Genomic DNA, 16,002 nt, shown 5'->3' with positions numbered 1-16,002 from the left:
TTCCCGCGTCGTCATCCCCCGGTGTTCCCCCTCAAGTTTTCCAGTTGCTTCGTCACTGGGTCGACGTTCAGCGGAGTCCATCCAGCCCCCCTTGGCTTGTCCCCGAACGTGCTGATGGCGAGGATCAGCGAGAGCGCGGCGACCGCCGCCAGAACTCCCGCCATCACCATCGCCGCTGTCCTCGAGGGTACGAGCGATGCGAGCGTTCTGCGCATCTGCTTGCCGGGGCCCTCGACCCCGGGCCCCGCGCAGACCGTCCAGAGCGCGACCGCCGCGCCCCAGGCCAGGGCGTTGGACGGGGATGTGCCGGTGACCACCGTGAGCAGCAGCGTCACCGGCAGCCCCAGGATGAGCGCGTAGAGCGTGAGCGCGAGCGTGATGCCCGCAGACTTGGCCAGCGCCGCGGGGTGGGCGAACACCCGCAGCACGTCGAGCGCCGCCGCCCCGGCCGGGCGCCGGCCGGCGAGCTGCGGCTGCGCGATGTCCGCCGCGCGCAGCAGCACCGCGAGCGGGACGGCCACGATCGCCACGAGCAGGGGCTCCAGCGCCGCCGCCACGACCATGATGACCAGCAGCATCCCGCCGGCCACGCCGTACGCCCTGGACCGCTGCAGCGGGTTGCCCGGGACCACACCCGGCAGGTAAGGCTCCCGCTGCGTCGGGTCGGGGTGGTAGTGCGGCTGCGCCGGGATGTAGGGCGGCGGCTGCATCGGCATCGGGCCGTGGCGGCCGTACTCGGGCACGTCGGGGCCCTGGCCCACGCGGGCCGCCGGGTCGTACCCCGGGGCCATCCGGCCGGCGTCGGGGACGGGCCCGGCCACGCCCGGGGTGAGCCGCGCCGCGTCGAGCCCCTGCCCGTGCAGGTTGGGCCCAGAGAGATTGGGCCCGGACAGGTTGGAGCGGCCCAGCTCCGGCGAACCGGGACGGACCCGGCGGGTGGGCACGTCCTCCTCGCCGGACGGCACCGGGTGGCCGCCGCTTTGGTGGCCGCCGCTCTGCGGGCCGGGCCAGGGCTGTACGGGCTGCACGGGCGGCTGCGGGGGCGCCGCCGCGGCGTTCTCGCGCTGGATGCGGCGCAGCTCCTCCGGCGTCACCCTGCGGGTGGGCCAGGGGTCGCCGCCGTCGCCGAGCAGGCTCTCGGCGGGCACGTTGGGGTGCGACCCGCCCGGCACGCCGGACCCCAGCGGGTTGGGGGCGTCCTGGCCGGGCAGCAGCGACACGTACGGCTGGTCCTGCGGCGGGATCGTCGGCTGCCGCTCCTGCCGGTCGAGCAGCCGCCGCGGCGTGACCGCCGGCGTGGAGATGTCGTAGGACGGCCTGTCGGCGAGGTGCGGCGGCGGGGTCTCCGGCGGGCGCGGCACGGTCGAGATCTCGTCGGGGACGCTGCCCGGCGGCGGCTGCGGCAGCATCCGGGCGGTCTGCTCGGCCAGCTCGGCCGCCTTGGGCCGCTTGGCCGGGTTGCGCTGGAAGGCCGCCTTGAGCAGCGGCTGCAACGTCGCCGGAGCCGCGCTGATGTCGGCCTTGCCCGCGGTGATGTTGTAGAAGACCATCTCCAGCGTGCCCTTGCCGAAGGGCGGCTGGCCGGTCGCGGCGAAGAGCAGCGTGCCCGCCCAGGCGTGCACGTCGACCTCGGGCCCGGCCTCCTGGCCCTCGATGATCTCGGGGGCGAGGTAGCCGGGCGTGCCGATGAACATGCCGGTCTGCGTCAGCCGGGTCGCGTCGACCGCCTGCGCGATGCCGAAGTCGATGAGGACGGGCTCGCCGTCCAGGATCAGCACGTTGCCCGGCTTGAGGTCGCGGTGGATCACGCCCACCGAGTGCACCGAGGCCAGCGCCGCCGCCACGCCGTGCGCCACCCGGACCAGCGCGGGCAGGTCGAGCGGCCCGTCGTCCTTGACGATCTCGTCGAGCGGACGGCCGGGCACGTAACGGGTGACGATGTAGGGACGATGACCGGTCACATCGGCGTCGACCACTTCGGCGATGTATTTGCTGCGCACCCGGCGCATGGTCTCGACCTCGCGCGAAAGCCGCCGCCTGGCGACCTCGTCGCCGGCGACCTCGCCACGCAGGACCTTGACCGCCACCTGCCGCCCCTGCGGGTCGACAGCGAGGTGGACAACGCCCATCCCGCCTTCACCGAGCCGCCTGAGCAGCCGGTAAGGGCCTAGTCGGTCATCGTTCATGGCATGAAGCACCATACCGGCTTAATCCCCGCCCACGAGATGAACCATGAGGCCACATTCCCACCTCGTACAACGTCCGGAAGGGCCTCTCCGGTTTCCCGGACGCGGGTCTCGAATCGGCCTCGATTTTTCCTTCAGCCCGCCAGCGGCAGGACTTCGGCGCGCTTCAGCCCGGCGAGCGCCGCACCGGGCAGCGCCAGTTTCGAGCGGCGCAGCCCACTGCCGATCACCACCCTGGCGTGCTCGGCGACGTGCGTGTCCACCAGGATCGGCCAGTCCTCGGGCAGGCCGATCGGGGTGATGCCGCCATATTCCATGCCGGTCAGCTCGACGGCCTCGGCCATCGGCGCGAAGCTCGCCTTGCGGGCGTCGAGGTGCCGGCGCACCACGCCGTTGACGTCGGCCCGCATCGTCGCGAGCACCATGCAGGCGGCGTAGCGGGTCTCGCCGCCCCGTTTCGCGGCCACGATCACGCAGTTGGCGGACTCGTCGAGGCGTACGCCGTAACGCTCGCAGAACGCCGCGGTGTCGGCCAGGTCGGGGTCGATCCCGGCCACCTCGACGCCGTCGACCGCGGTCACGGCCCGTGCCACCGGGCCGGCCAGCAGGTCGGCTCGTCCGGCGGCGGGCTCCCAGTGCAAGCTCATGCCATCTCCTCGTTCGCCTCTCCCGGAAACCCTACGGCGGTCCGGGGAGTGGCGGGGTTCAGGGGACGGCCGGTGCCGTCAGGCCGACCGCACCGCGCGCTGGTGCAGTTGGGTGACGGCGGCGCGGGCGGACTCCATGGCCCCCGCCTGCCAGGCGATCAGCTGGGTGAGCCAGTCGCCCGCGAAGTAGACCCTTCCGGCGGGGCGTTGCAGAAGAGTGAAGGACGAATCAAAGGCCGGCCAGCGCACCCACGCGCCTTCGATGTGCGGCTGACGGTGCCAGGCGATCGAGACGTCGGCCAGCACGCCCTGGCGGTACTTCTCGCCGTGGATCTTCTTGCCCTGGGTGAGCGCGCGGCGCCGGCGGTCCTCCGGGGAGAGCGCGCCGTACAGCTCGGCGTCGCGCTCGGTGTTGTAGTAGCCGACGAGCACGCCCCGGCCGGAGTGGTAGCCGTGCGAGGGGTACCAGATGTGGGTGATGTCGAGATCGGTCTCGGTGACGCCGCCGTAGATGCGGTCCTCGCTCTCCCACCAGCGCCGGTCGTACTCCAGGCCGATCTTGCCGGCGGCGACGGGGACCGGGGTCTTCAGCGCGGCGGTGACCTCCGCGCCGAGGTTGTGCGGGATCTTGGCCATGACGTGCGGCGGGAGTGCGGCCACGCAGTAGTCGGCCTTGATCGAGCCGCCGTCCCAGACGACCTCGACGCCGTCGGCCAGCGTCGTGATCTTGGTGACCTTGGCGCCGGTCCTGATCCGGTCGGCGCCGACGGCCTCGACGAGCTTGACGACGATCGCGTCCATGCCGCCGACCGGCTGGAACATGGGGGTGGCCATGTCGTGGCCGAAGTCGTTCAGCACCAGCCGGCCGGTGCCGGCGGCCAGCACGTCGCTGAGGGAGAGGGGCGCGTCGAGCGTGCCCTCGGCGATCCCCGGGTACGTCGCGAAGCCGCGGCGCGCGGAGCCGTCGTAGTCCAGCTTCGGGCCGAGGTCGCCGAAGCGGCGCAGGAAGTCGAGCAGCCGCTCCCGGTCCTGCGCGGAGACGGCCCGGTCGAGCGCGCCGCGGTCGGTCGCCTTGGCGAGGAGTTCGGCGACGTAGCCGTACAGGTCGGCGCGGGCGGCGCGCACCCGCATGGTCCGCCCGCCCGTGTGGACGTAGGCCATGGCGTTGTGGTTGACGAACACCTCGACGGGGACGCCCAGCTCACGGCAGTAGTCCAGGGTCAGCATCCAGGGCGCGATGCGGCCGGGGCCGGCGTTGAAGTACTGGCCCTCGCCGAACGCGGCCCGCTGCACCGGGCCGTTCAGCTCCGGCAGGCGGTCGCCGCCGCGCAGCGTCAGGTTCCGGCCGCCCGCCTTCTCCCTGGCCTCCAGCACGGTGCAGTCGTAGCCGGCCTTGCCCAGCTCGTACGCCGCCGTCAGCCCCGCCACCCCGGCCCCCAGGATCACGACCTTGGCCGAGCCCTTGCCGCGCAGCGTGAAGTCGCCCTGCCGGGGCGGGGCAAACGCCTTGTCCTGCTCCGACGGCGCCAGGCCGAGGGCGCCCATGGCCGCGTACATGGCGCCCGCGCCACCCGCCGCGCCGATCCCGATGAGCAGCCCTCGCCGCGTCAGCGCCGCCCGTTCCACGTCCCGCTCCTCATCCGTACGGGCCGCTGCCGCACGCTATCTGGCCGCCGATCGTGGCGAAGATGCCGAACAGCGCCATGATCTGGGTGAAGTCGTCCGTGGTGAACTCGGTGTGCCGCGAACCCACCTGCTTCACACCCGGCACCAGCGCCACAGCGGCCGCGATGGCCGTCGAGTTCCACTCCACCCCCAAGGTGTACGGCGCCTCCACCCGGTACGGAGTGAAATCGCCGAGCCGCCCCAGCGCGCGGGCCGCCGCCTCGCGGATGCGGGCCTGGGCCACGCTCGGCGGCAGCAGCTCGGCCGAGAACTTGTCGATGCCCTTCTTGACCGCCACCGTCTCGACGTCGCCGAGGAGCTCGCGGGCCTCCTCGCCGACGGCCTCGTCGCCGGTGAGCAGCACGACGGGCACCCCGTGGTAGCCGGCGCAGGCCGCCACCAGCCGGGTCTCGCCGCACGGCTCGCCGTTGAGCTCGACGTTCTGGATCTCCTTGCCCATCCACGTGTGGTTGAGCACGCCGTCCTGGACGCCCGCCCGCGCGTGGTAGCCCACGAAGCACGCCGCCGCGAACGACCCGTCGAGCCCCTGCGCCATCCGCTGCGCCTTACCCGGCCCGCGGATCAGGCTGGCCCGCGGGTCCAGCAGGTCGATGCGGAGGTTCTTGGTGGAGCCGTGGGCGTCGTTGACCAGCACGGTCTCCGCTCCCGCGTCGAACGCGCCCGCGACCGCGGCGTTGGCGTCGGCGGTCATCAGCTCGCAGCCGCGCTCGTAGCCGCGCCCGCCGGCGCGCATCTCCTCGGGATCGGTGAGCCCGGTCACGCCCTCCATGTCCACCGACAGATAAACCTTCACGGGTCAGTTCCCCCAGTTCTCCACGCGCCGGATCTCGGCCTCGGTCATCATCCCGACGTTCTCCGTCATGAACGCGGCTGCCTGTGCCCGCCACGCCTCCGGGATCTCCTCGATCGCCGGCGGGTAGCAGTGGTCGAGCCAGCTCGTGGACTCCTCGGTGGCCTCGAAGAAGTCGAGAGCCGGACCGAAGAGCGTGTTCTCGATGCCCGGGACGCGGGCCAGGCCGTACTCGATCATCTCCTGGCCGCCGTAGGGCGGCTTGCGCAGCCACTTGCGGGCGAAGGGGCGGTCGGCGGTGACGGGCGTGTTCAGCGGGCGGCGCTCGACGGCGGCCTGGATGAGCTCCTTGTAGAGGCACTTGCCGCAGTCGCGGCACGGGCCGTCGGTGCCGCGCAGACACCAGCGGACGTGCTCGCGCAGGTCGGAGTTCAGGGCGAGGCGCATCGTGGTCGCCTCGCTGACGCCGCCGACCGGCAGCACCAGGTGGACGCCGGCGGCGGCGAACAGCCGGCCCCACTTGCCGTGCGCCGACCACATGGGGTTGTCGGGGGTGTAGCGGTGCAGGTAGCGGCCGCCGCCGAGCCAGCGCGAGCCCATCTCGTAGCCGAAGCCGAGGCCGCCGAGGCCGAGCCGGTCGGCGAGGAGCAGCGCCCCGGCGGCCACCGCGTGGTGCTCGGGGTAGCCGGGGCGGGGCTCGGCGAGGGTGTACTCCAGGTCGGAGGTGACGGTGGTGACCTCGCGCCCGGTCTTCGCGGCGAGCTTGGCCAGCACGTCGGAGCGGTAGTGCGGCCACCGGTTGGGGATGCGCCGGTGCGGCACCCGGCGGAAGTGCAGGAAGGGCGACTCGGGGAAGACCGTGGCCGCGGCCACGGAGTCGGCGCCGCCGCTGTAGGAGATCCCGAGCGTGGGCCCCGGCCGCCGCGGCTCGGCACCGACCGGCCCGGCCTCGACGCCCCAGCCGTCGTGCAGCGCGGCGGCGACCTCGGCCGAGATCGCCCGGTCGAAGAGCACCCGCCTGCGCGTCCAGGGGGCGACGACCGTCCAGGCCGCGACGGCGAACAGGTCGGGATGCGCGTCCGCGGGGACGCCGCCGATCGTGCAGGAGTTGATGGCGAGCTTGACGGGGTGCTCGTCGGAGGCCCTGCCGGTGATCTCGTCCTCGGCGTCGAGCCGGAAGCTCAGGTCGCCGCCGGTCCAGGTCACGCGCACGGGCGTTCCTCCCCGGAGCCCTGGCCGGACACGCGCGTGCTCTGCCGGGCGCGCAGCTCGTCGATGGCCTGCCAGACCAGGACCTCGTTCTGCAGCACGCCGTCCAGCGCCTTGGCCGTCTCCTGCGCCAGCCGGTGGGTGTCGTCCAGCCGCGCCTTGTCCGCCGCCGGCGTGGCAGGGCGCGGCGCGGGCTTCGCCACGGCCTTGCGCAGCCGCTCGACCTCGGCCTGGAGCCCGGTCATCTCGCGCCGGAGCGTCTGGACCTCCCAGAGCGCGTCCCTGATGTCCTGCCGGTGGTCGGCGACGGAGATGTAACGGGAGTCGAACCAGGTGCGCACGGCCTTCCGGAGCCGCGCGGGGACCAGGGTGCGCATCATGAGACGTCACCATACTGCTAAAGCCAGAGTAAAAAGAGCGCCAGTCATAACAGGTACAGCACTGTGTGGACCGCCCCCCAGGCGGCGGGGAGCGGCCTAAGTAATCGAGTGTTTACCGGCCGGTGAACTTGGGCTTGGCCTTCTCCGCGAACGCGCGCATGCCGATCTTGGCGTCGTCGGTCGCGAACAGGCCGGAGAACTGCAGCCGCTCGATCTCCAGCCCGGTGTCCAGATCGACCTCCAGGCCCTGGTCGACGGCCTGCTTGGCGGCGCGCACCGCGATCGACGGGCCGCCCACGAACGTCGCGGCCCACTCCAGCGCCGCCGTGTAGACCTGCTCGTCCGGCACCACCCGGTCGACCAGGCCGATCTCCAGGGCCTCGGCGGCGGGCACGTGCCGGCCGGTGAAGATCAGGTCCTTGGCGCGGGCCGGGCCCACCAGGCGCGGCAGGCGCTGGGTGCCGCCCGCGCCGGGGATGATGCCGAGGAGGATCTCCGGCTGGCCCAGCTTGGCCGACTCGCCCGCCACCCGGAAGTCGGCGCACAGGGCGAGCTCGCAGCCGCCGCCCAGCGCGTAGCCGGTGATGGCGGCGATGACCGGCTTGCCGATGCGGGCCACCGTCGTGAAGCACGCCTGCAACGTGGTGGAGTGAGCGGACATGTCCGCGTAGGACATGTCGGCCATCTCCTTGATGTCGGCGCCCGCCGCGAAGACCCGCTCGCCGCCGTAGAGGATGACCGCCTGCACCTGCGGGTCCTCGTCCACGATGCGGGCCGCTTCGGCGATCTCTCGTTGGACCTGGCCGTTGAGCGCGTTCATCTTGGGACGGTCGAGACGGATCGTGGCGATCTGGTCGGCCACTTCGACGCTCACAAACTCACCCATGGTCCGAACCTAACAGGCCGCTCCCCCGCCGCCCGGCCGGGCTCGGGCGCGTCGGCGTTTGGTTCTCCGGCTGACGGGGAGGCGAAGGTCTTCCCGCAGGTCTTCCCGCAGGTGAGGAGCTCAGCCGTGCTGACAGTGACCGACAACGCCGTGGACGCGATCCGCGACCTGATGGACGGCGAGGACGTGCCGCCCCACGCCGGCCTGCGCATCGCCGCCATCCCGGACAAGGCGGGCACGCTGGAGTTGTCCCTGGCGAGCACGCCGGAGGCCGGGGACCAGGTGATCGAGAAGGGGGACGTCCGGGTCTTCGTGGCCGAGGACACCGTGGAGGTCCTGGACGACAAGTCGCTCGACGCCCGGCCGGGGAGCCCGGGGCAGCCGACGTTCCATCTGGACCGGCGGTCCTAGCGCGGCGGGAACGTCACGACGTATCCGCTGATAACGGTCGCACGGCGGCAAATCCCGTGTCACGATGACGGCGCGTCCGATCTCAAGGAGTGCCCGATGTGTCACGATCCGTTGTTACCGGAAGCCATCGCCCGCGCCGTAGCCCACTACCGCTCGCTCCGCGACGAGCACGGGGTCACGTGGGGCGAGCCGTCCCTCTCGTACGTCACCCAGGCCCGCGCCACGGTCTTCCTCGACCTCAGGCACCGCTTCTGGGGTCCGGCCATGAGCCTGCTCGCCGCCCGCCACCCCGGACTGTCCGACGGAGAGCTGGAGGACCGCCTCGGCGAGGTGGACGTCGACCTCGTGGTACGCGACGCCCTCGGCGACGAGGTCGCCGACAACCTGCCCGCCCTGCGCCTGACCCCGTCCGGGGCGGCGCTGGAGGCCGTCGGGCGCGTGCTGCTCGACGGCACGCCGCTCCGCACCGCGCTGCTGCTGGACTCGCGCACGGACGACCCGGTCGAGGTGGTCGTGGACGGCGTGCCGCACGTGGTGCCGCCGCGCGGGGCCGAGATCGTCGAGCTGACGGGCGAGGTGGTCGTCGCGGGCCGGCCCGTGGACCTGTCGCCGCTGGCGCGGCGGGTCGGCGTGGCGGCGCTGCGGCTGCGGGCCGGGTTCCCGTGCCGGTGGAGCGTGACCGGCGCGAACGGCCAGGGATGGTATCCCGAGGGCGCCCCGCCCAAGGTGGACGCGCACGGGAGGCCGTACTTCCACGGCGACGACCTGGTGGTGGCGGTGCCCGCCGAGCCGCTGACCGTGACCGTGACCAGGGGCATGGAGTACACCTCCGCCCAAGCCGTGGTGACCCCCGTCCAGGGCGGCGAGACGCTGGTCGAGCTGACCCCCGAGCGCCTCTACGACGCCGCGTCCCGCGGCTGGTACGGCGGCGACCTGCACGTCCACCTCAACTGGATGGGCGAGGAGCCGGCCGTGCCCGAACTGGCCGCCGCCGCGCAGCACGGCGAGGACCTGCACGTGCTCAACCTGGTCGCGGGGAACGTCGCGGCCGAACGGGTCTACGACGCCGAGGCGCTGGAGCACTGGGCGGGCCGCGACCTGCCGTGGTCGGACGGGCGCCACCTCGCCAGGTTCGGCGTCGAGTACCGCAACGACCTCGTCGGGCACGCGACCGCGTTCGGCCTGCGCGCCGCGCCGGAGCGGCGGCACTCGGGCTTCCTCGGCACGGCCGACTGGCCGCCGAACGCGGTCGCGCTGGAGGAGCTGCGCGAGCTCGGCGGCGTGACCGGCTACGGCCATCCGTTCCACACGCCCTTCGCCGACGACGACCCGCCCGACGTGGTGCTGAGCCGCGGGCGGAACTGCTCGGCCAGGGAGATCGTGGCCGACGCCGCACTCGGCCTGGTGGACTGCCTGGACGTGCTCAACCACTCCTCCGTGACCGCCACCGCGGCCGTCTACCGGCGGCTGATCGGCGCGGGCAACCGGCTCGCCGTCACGGCGGGCACCGACGCGGTGCTGTCGTTCTGCCGGCGCGGCACGGCGTCCTCGCCGCCAGGGTGGGAACGGGTGTACGCGCACGTCGACGGGCCGCTGACCGCCGAGTCCTACGCGGAGGCGCTCCTGCTGGGCCGCACGTTCGCGACCTCCGGGCCGTGGCTGGAGCTCACGGTGGACGGCCACGGGCCGGGCGACACGCTGGACCTGCCGGTCGGGGCGCGGGTGGAGATCGTCGTGGGCTCCGTGGGGCCCGAGGTCGAGTCGCTGGAGATCCGCACCGCGGACGGGGTGCTGGCGCAGGGCCCGCCGGGGCGGCTCGCCGCCTCGCTGGTGGTCGGCGCGCCGACGTACGTGGTGGCCGTGGCCACGGGCGGGCCGCACCCGCGCGCCTTCCACCCGTCCGGCGCCTACGCCCACACCAGCCCCGTCTACCTGGACGTGGCCGGCGAGCACGTGGCCAGGGAGGCGGACGTGCGCTGGTGCCTCGCCTGGCTGGACCGGCTGACGGAGCTCCTGCGCGAGCACGGCACCTTCGAGACCGAAGAGCAACTGGCCGACCATCTGCACCTGTACGAGCGCGCCAGAGCGGTCTACCGAGGACGCCGAAACCCCTGACTGAAAAAAGTCTTCGCAAAGATCTCGCCTACGAAGGAAATCGTTGAGACGCTGAACGCGCACCGCACCCCCCAGTCCCGAGGAGTGTCCATGCGCAGACTTCTGACGCTCGGCGTGGCCGTCCTGTTGCCGTTAACCATCACCCCCACCGCCCAGGCCCAGACCCAGGACGCCGCCGACCGGCAGGGGGCCTTCGCCGCCGCCGCGGCCGAGTACCAGGTGCCCGAGAGCGTGCTGCTCGGCGTCTCCTACCTGGAGTCGCGGTGGGACGCCCACGCGGGCCGGCCCTCCAGCGACGCCGGCTTCGGCCCCATGCACCTCACGGACGCCGCCGCCTACACCGGCTCCAACCACCACGACGCGGGCGAGGAGGACGCCCGCGGCGACGACGCCCGGCCCCTGCCCGCGCCCGCCGAGCGGCCCGCGCCCACGGAGATCCCGGCCCGGCTGCGCACCATGGAACGCGCCGCGGCGCTCACCGGCGAGAGCCACGAGCGCCTGCGCGCCGACGACGCCGCCAACATCCGCGGCGGCGCGGCCCTGCTGGCCGACTACCAGAAGTCCCTCGGCGCGCCGCTGAGCGACGACCCCGGCGAGTGGTACGGCGCCGTCGCGAAGTACTCAGGCGCCGAGGAGGCCGGAGCCGCCAAGTTCTTCGCCGACGAGGTCTTCTCGGTGATCGAGGAGGGCGCCCAGCGCACCACCGACGACGGCGAGCAGGTCCGGCTGCCGGCCGTGACCGGCCTGCGCAAGATCGAGAAGTGGCTGGAGAAGCTGGGCCTGCGGCCCCCGGTCCGCCCCGACGGCGTCGAGTGCCCGGCCTCGATCTCCTGCGAGTGGATCCCGGCGGCCTACCAGGAGCTGCCGCCGGACGACTACGGCCACTACGACCTGGCGAACCGTCCGGCCAGCCAGAAGGTGGACTACATCATCATCCACGACATGGAGGGCTACTTCCTGCCGTCCATCCGGCTCAACCAGGACCCCAACTACGGGGCGAGCTGGCACTACTCCGTCCGCTCCGCCGACGGCCACATCGCCCAGCACATCAAGACCAAGGACGTCGGCTGGCAGGCCGGCAACTGGTACATCAACGCCAAGTCCATCGGCATCGAGCACGAGGGCTTCCTGGCCGAGGGCAGCTCCTGGTACACCGAGGCGATGTACCGCTCGTCCGCCCGCCTGGTCCGCTACCTGGCGCTGCGGCACGGCGTGCCGCTCGACCGCGCGCACATCCTGGGCCACGACAACGTCCCCGGCACGCTGCCGACGACCGTGCGCGGCATGCACGAGGACCCGGGCCCGTTCTGGGACTGGGCGCACTACTTCCAGCTCATGGGCGCGCCGCTGCACCAGTTCGGCGGGCCGCGTTCCGGCAGCGTCATGATCAAGCCGGACTTCGTCACGAACAAGCCCTACTTCTACGGCTGCGACCGCAAGAACCCCGAGGCCGCCTGCCCGCCGCTGCCCGCCCACACGGTGTGGCTGCGCACCGAGCCGCGCGCCGACGCCCCGCTGGTCAAGGACATCGGCAAGCACCCCACGGGCGAGTCGCTCTACAGCGTCTACGACCACAGCGCCCGCGCCAGCACCGGCCAGCGCTTCGCCGTCGCCGAACGCCAGGGCGACTGGACGGCCATCTGGTATCTCGGCCAGAAGGCGTGGTTCCACAACCCGGCCGCCGCGCCGACCGCCGTCCCGTCGGCCGGCCTGGTGGTGACGCCCAAGCCGGGCCTCGCCACGGTCCCGGTGTACGGGCGGGCGTACCCGGAGCAGGAGGCGTACCCGGCGGGCATCCCGTACCAGGCGGTGACGCCGCTGCAGTACACGTTCTCGGCGGGCGAGAAGTACACCCTGGCCGGAACGGCGGCCACCGAGTACTACCGGGCGGTCACCTTCAACCTGGAGGACCACAAGGTGGTGCGCGGCACGACCAAGTATCTGCAGATCCAGTTCGGTCACCGCGTGATGTTCGTCAAGGCTGACGACGTGCAGGTGTCGTTCTCCGGGTGAACTCGCTGACGGCCCTGCGGGTGCTGGCCAGCGCCTCCTGCGAGGAGTCGTAGGTGCGCTGCGCCACCCCGACGAACAAGCAGTCGACGACGAGGAGCTGGCTGATCCTGCTGGCGAGGGCGCCGGGACGGAACTCCGTCTCGCGCCCGGCCGAGATGAGCACGTGCTCGGCCAGCTCCGCGATCGACGAGCGCGGGTTGTTGGTGATCGCCACGGTGGTGGCGCCCGCCTCCTTGGCCCGCGTGAGCGGCTCGATCACGTCGGGGGTCTCCCCCGAGGTGCTGATGCCGATCGCCACGTCGCCGGGCCGCAGCAGCACGGCGCTGGTGAGCGCGAGGTGGGCGTCCTGGAAGGCGTGGCTGGACAGGCCGATGCGCAGCAGCTTCTGGGCGACGTCCCCGGCCACCAGGCCGGAGGCGCTGACGCCGTAGGCGTCGATCCTGCGGGCCCCGACGATGGCGTCCACGACCAGGCCCAGCCGCTCGCTGGTGAGCTGGGCGACCGTGTCGTTGATCGCCTCGGACTCGGCCCGCGCGACCTTCTGGATCACCGCCGACAGCGGGTCGTCGGGGGCGAGGTCGCCGGGCACGAGCCGGTCGGGCTGCGCGGCCGCGGCCGCCAGCGCCAGCCGGAGCTGCGGGTAGCCGGCGAACCCCAGCAGCCGCGCCGTCCGCACGATCGTGGCCTCGCTGGTGCCCGAGGCGGCGGACAGCTCGGTGATGGTGCTCCGCGCCACCGTCGCGGGATCCTCCAGGATGAGGCGGGCCACGGTCTGGGCGGCCGGCGTCAGGGACGGCAGCACACCTCGGACCGTGGCCACCAGAGTGTCGGCCCGCAGGCCGTTGGCACTGTCGTCCACCCCCCGATTATGCCTGGGCTTTAACGCAATGTGCCGTTCGTCATGCCTACGGGTTCCTCGGGGACCGCGATGAGGCCGAGCTCGGCCGTCGTCGCGACGAGCGGGTGATCCGGGACGACCCGGACGGTGTAGCCGAAAGCACCCGTGCGGTCGAGCGGCACCACGCCCGTGTAGTGGGCGCGGCCGTCGTCGTCCACCGACTGGCAGGCCATCTTCCCGTACGACGGGTGGACCAGCTCGTCGTGCGGCCCGACCTTCCCGTACGCGGCCTGGACCAGCACGTCTCCGGGCTCCAGGTCGCCGAGCGCCACCGTGGCGTGCACCTCGATCGAGGCCCCCACCTCGGGGGTGTCCGTGTCGCCCGCGCCCGACGCCTCCACGTGCTCCACCCGCACCCCGGGCCAGGCCCGGGTGACCCGGACCCGCCAGGCGGCGAACGCCTTGGCCGGGGCGTAGGCGTCGGCCGACAGCGCCCGCGCGGACCTCGCGGCCGGGGTGTAGAGGTCCACGACGTAGTCGCGCAGCATGCGCCCGGCCAGCACCTTCGGGCCGAGCGAGGCGAGGGTGTGCTTGACCATCTCCAGCCAGCGCCGGGGCAGGCCGTCGAAGGCCCGGTCGTAGAAGCGGTCGGACACCTCGTGCTCGATGAGGTCGTAGAGCGCGGAGGCCTCCAGCTCGTCACGCCGGTCGGGGTCGCTCACGCCGTCGGCGGTGGGGATCGCCCAGCCGTTGGTGCCGTCGTACCACTCGTCCCACCAGCCGTCGCGGATCGACAGGTTGAGCCCGCCATTGAGCGCGGACTTCATGCCCGAGGTGCCGGACGCCTCCAGCGGGCGCAGCGGGTTGTTGAGCCACACGTCGCAGCCCTGGGTCATGAGCTGGCCGAGCGCCATGTCGTAGTCGGGCAGGAAGACGATCCGGTGGCGCACGTCGGCCTGGTCGGCGAACTTGACGATCTGCTGGATGAGCTTCTTGCCGCCCTCGTCGGCGGGGTGCGCCTTGCCGGCGATGACGATCTGCACCGGCTTGTCCGGGTCGAGCAGCAGCTCGGTGAGCCGCCGCTGGTCGCGCAGCATGAGCGTGAGCCGTTTGTACGACGGCACCCGCCGGGCGAAGCCGATGGTCAGCACGTCGGGGTCGAGCGCGTCGTCGATCCATCCCAGCTCGGCGTCGGAGGCCCCGCGCTCCCGCCAGGACCGGCGCAGCCGCGCGCGGGCGCCCTCGACCAGGCGGCGGCGCAGCACGCCGCGGATCTCCCACAGGTCGGCGTCGGAGAGCTTCTGGATGCCCTCCCAGCCGCGGGCGCGCTCCAGCAGCGTGGGCAGCTCGCGCCCGGCCAGCTCCATCAGCTCGCGGCCGACCCAGGTGGGGGCGTGCACGCCGTTGGTGATGGAGCCGATCGGCACCTCGTCGAGGTCGAATCCCGGCCAAAGATCCTTGAACATCTCGCGGCTGACCTCGCCGTGGAGCTGCGAGACGCCGTTGACCCGCTGGGCCAGGCGCATGCCCATGACGGCCATGTTGAACCGCCCCGGATCGGCCTCCGCGCCCAGGGCGAGGATGCGCTCGACGGGCACGGTCGGCCAGGACGCCGAGCCGCCGAAGTGGCGCTCGATCAGCTCGACGGGGAAGCGGTCGATGCCCGCGGGCACCGGCGTGTGCGTGGTGAACACGGTGCCGGCGCGTACGGCCTCCAGCGCCTCGTCAAAGGTGAGCCTCGCCTCGGTCAGCTCGCGGATGCGCTCAAGACCGAGGAAGCCGGCGTGGCCCTCGTTGGTGTGGAAGACCTCGGGCTCGGGGTGCCCGGTGACCCGGCAGTAGGCCCGGATCGCGCGCACGCCGCCGACGCCGAGCAGCAGCTCCTGCATGAGCCGGTGGTCGGTGCCGCCGCCGTAGAGGCGGTCGGTGATGTCGCGGGCGGCGTTGTCGTTGTCGGCGACGTCGGAGTCGAGCAGCAGCAGCGGCACCCGGCCGACCTGCGCCACCCAGACCTGGGCGTGCAGCACCCGCTCGTCGGGCAGCCCCAGGCGGATCTTGACGGGGGTGCCGTCCGGCTCCTTCAGCAGGGACAGCGGCAGGCCGCCCGGATCGAGCGAGGGGTAGTGCTCAAGCTGCCAGCCCTCGGGCGACAGCGACTGCGTGAAGTAGCCGTGCCGGTAGAGCAGGCCGACCGCGAGGATCGGCACGCCGAGGTCGCTGGCGGCCTTGAGGTGGTCGCCGGCCAGGATGCCGAGCCCGCCCGAGTATTGGGGCAGGGCGGCGGCGATGCCGAACTCGGGCGAGAAGTAGGCGATGGCCCGCGCGCCGTCGGGCAGCGTCTGGTACCAGCGCGGCGAGGTGATGTATTCGCGCAGGTCGTCGGCGGCGTCGGCGAGCCGCCGCAGGAACCGGCGGTCGGCGGCCAGCTCGGCGAGCCGCGCGGGCGTGACGGCCCCCAGCAGGGCCACGGGATCGTGTCCGACCTGCTCCCAGAGGTCGGCGTCGACCTCGGCGAAAAGGTCCAGTGTCTCCGGGTGCCAGGACCAGCGGAGATTGTGTACGAGCTCGCCGAGGGCGGCCAGCTCCGTGGGCAGGACGGTGCGGACGGTAAACCGACGGATAGCTCTCACGTTGTGCACCCTACGGGCTAGGAGGGACCTCTCGTTCCTTCACCCCCATCAGAGCCCTTCAAACCACTTCCGAAGACAAGCATGAAGAGGGCGCATTGGGGCAACCTTCCCTAATGTTGGGTTCTCCCGCGCTCTTCTGCGGGAGGTCTATCCGCTGCTGTCCAGAAATAACGTGCGAGGATCGTTCCTGCCACGGAAAACCTCCGGCGGC

At 72.6% G+C, this 16,002-nt stretch carries 12 protein-coding genes; 3 read left to right on the top strand and 9 right to left on the bottom strand.

What is annotated here, in order from left to right; all coding sequences use genetic code 11:
- Positions 1-11 precede the first annotated feature (11 nt).
- From SMD20_RS37745 to SMD20_RS37715, 7 genes are all read right to left on the bottom strand, one after another.
- Entirely contained in the window at positions 12-2,186 is a 2,175-nt protein-coding gene (locus SMD20_RS37745) for a serine/threonine-protein kinase (protein ID WP_329590441.1), read from the bottom strand.
- A 134-nt stretch (positions 2,187-2,320) separates the two neighbouring features.
- Entirely contained in the window at positions 2,321-2,833 is a 513-nt protein-coding gene (locus tag SMD20_RS37740; protein ID WP_329590439.1) for a YbaK/EbsC family protein, read from the bottom strand.
- 78 nt (positions 2,834-2,911) lie between these two features.
- Positions 2,912-4,459 (bottom strand): flavin monoamine oxidase family protein, encoded by a 1,548-nt coding sequence (locus SMD20_RS37735; protein ID WP_329590437.1) that lies wholly within the window; start codon positions 4,457-4,459, stop codon positions 2,912-2,914.
- A 10-nt stretch (positions 4,460-4,469) separates the two neighbouring features.
- The gene (locus tag SMD20_RS37730) at positions 4,470-5,312 is read right to left on the bottom strand and encodes a M55 family metallopeptidase (RefSeq protein ID WP_329590435.1); all 843 of its coding nucleotides are present in this window, start codon (positions 5,310-5,312) and stop codon (positions 4,470-4,472) included.
- Between the two features lie 3 nt (positions 5,313-5,315).
- Positions 5,316-6,521, bottom strand: a complete 1,206-nt coding sequence (locus tag SMD20_RS37725; protein WP_329590433.1) for a DUF6395 domain-containing protein — start codon at positions 6,519-6,521, stop codon at positions 5,316-5,318.
- Positions 6,512-6,898, bottom strand: a complete 387-nt coding sequence (locus SMD20_RS37720) for a hypothetical protein (protein ID WP_329590432.1) — start codon at positions 6,896-6,898, stop codon at positions 6,512-6,514. Before SMD20_RS37720 ends, SMD20_RS37725 begins: the two co-directional genes overlap by 10 nt.
- A 112-nt stretch (positions 6,899-7,010) precedes the next feature.
- Positions 7,011-7,784 (bottom strand): enoyl-CoA hydratase/isomerase family protein, encoded by a 774-nt coding sequence (locus tag SMD20_RS37715; protein WP_329590430.1) that lies wholly within the window; start codon positions 7,782-7,784, stop codon positions 7,011-7,013.
- 126 nt (positions 7,785-7,910) lie between these two features.
- On the opposite strand from SMD20_RS37715, the gene SMD20_RS37710 reads away from it, so the two are divergent.
- From SMD20_RS37710 to SMD20_RS37700, 3 genes are all read left to right on the top strand, one after another.
- The gene (locus SMD20_RS37710) at positions 7,911-8,195 is read left to right on the top strand and encodes a HesB/IscA family protein (RefSeq protein ID WP_329590429.1); all 285 of its coding nucleotides are present in this window, start codon (positions 7,911-7,913) and stop codon (positions 8,193-8,195) included.
- A 96-nt stretch (positions 8,196-8,291) separates the two neighbouring features.
- Positions 8,292-10,310 (top strand): CehA/McbA family metallohydrolase, encoded by a 2,019-nt coding sequence (locus tag SMD20_RS37705; protein ID WP_329590427.1) that lies wholly within the window; start codon positions 8,292-8,294, stop codon positions 10,308-10,310.
- Between the two features lie 90 nt (positions 10,311-10,400).
- The gene (locus tag SMD20_RS37700) at positions 10,401-12,323 is read left to right on the top strand and encodes an N-acetylmuramoyl-L-alanine amidase (protein ID WP_329590425.1); all 1,923 of its coding nucleotides are present in this window, start codon (positions 10,401-10,403) and stop codon (positions 12,321-12,323) included.
- Here the strand turns inward: SMD20_RS37700 and SMD20_RS37695 are convergent.
- Positions 12,286-13,182, bottom strand: a complete 897-nt coding sequence (locus tag SMD20_RS37695; protein WP_329590423.1) for a MurR/RpiR family transcriptional regulator — start codon at positions 13,180-13,182, stop codon at positions 12,286-12,288. The genes SMD20_RS37700 and SMD20_RS37695 overlap by 38 nt on opposite strands.
- A 20-nt stretch (positions 13,183-13,202) precedes the next feature.
- Entirely contained in the window at positions 13,203-15,791 is a 2,589-nt protein-coding gene (gene glgP, locus SMD20_RS37690; protein WP_329590421.1) for an alpha-glucan family phosphorylase, read from the bottom strand.
- Positions 15,792-16,002 lie beyond the last annotated feature (211 nt).

The sequence above is a fragment of the Nonomuraea sp. LP-02 genome, from assembly GCF_036289125.1.
Taxonomy (GTDB): domain Bacteria; phylum Actinomycetota; class Actinomycetes; order Streptosporangiales; family Streptosporangiaceae; genus Nonomuraea; species Nonomuraea bangladeshensis.
Note: the sequence above shows the minus strand (reverse complement) of the source record. Positions and strands in the feature narration are given on the sequence as shown.

Excerpts from the sequence above, each read along its gene's own strand:
- SMD20_RS37705 (WP_329590427.1), top strand. The coding sequence starts at position 8,292 with ATGTGTCACGATCCGTTGTTACCGGAAGCCATCGCCCGCGCCGTAGCC.
- SMD20_RS37715 (WP_329590430.1), bottom strand. The coding sequence starts at position 7,784 with ATGGGTGAGTTTGTGAGCGTCGAAGTGGCCGACCAGATCGCCACGATC.
- SMD20_RS37740 (WP_329590439.1), bottom strand. The coding sequence starts at position 2,833 with ATGAGCTTGCACTGGGAGCCCGCCGCCGGACGAGCCGACCTGCTGGCC.
- SMD20_RS37720 (WP_329590432.1), bottom strand. The coding sequence starts at position 6,898 with ATGATGCGCACCCTGGTCCCCGCGCGGCTCCGGAAGGCCGTGCGCACC.
- SMD20_RS37745 (WP_329590441.1), bottom strand. The coding sequence starts at position 2,186 with ATGAACGATGACCGACTAGGCCCTTACCGGCTGCTCAGGCGGCTCGGT.
- SMD20_RS37700 (WP_329590425.1), top strand. The coding sequence starts at position 10,401 with ATGCGCAGACTTCTGACGCTCGGCGTGGCCGTCCTGTTGCCGTTAACC.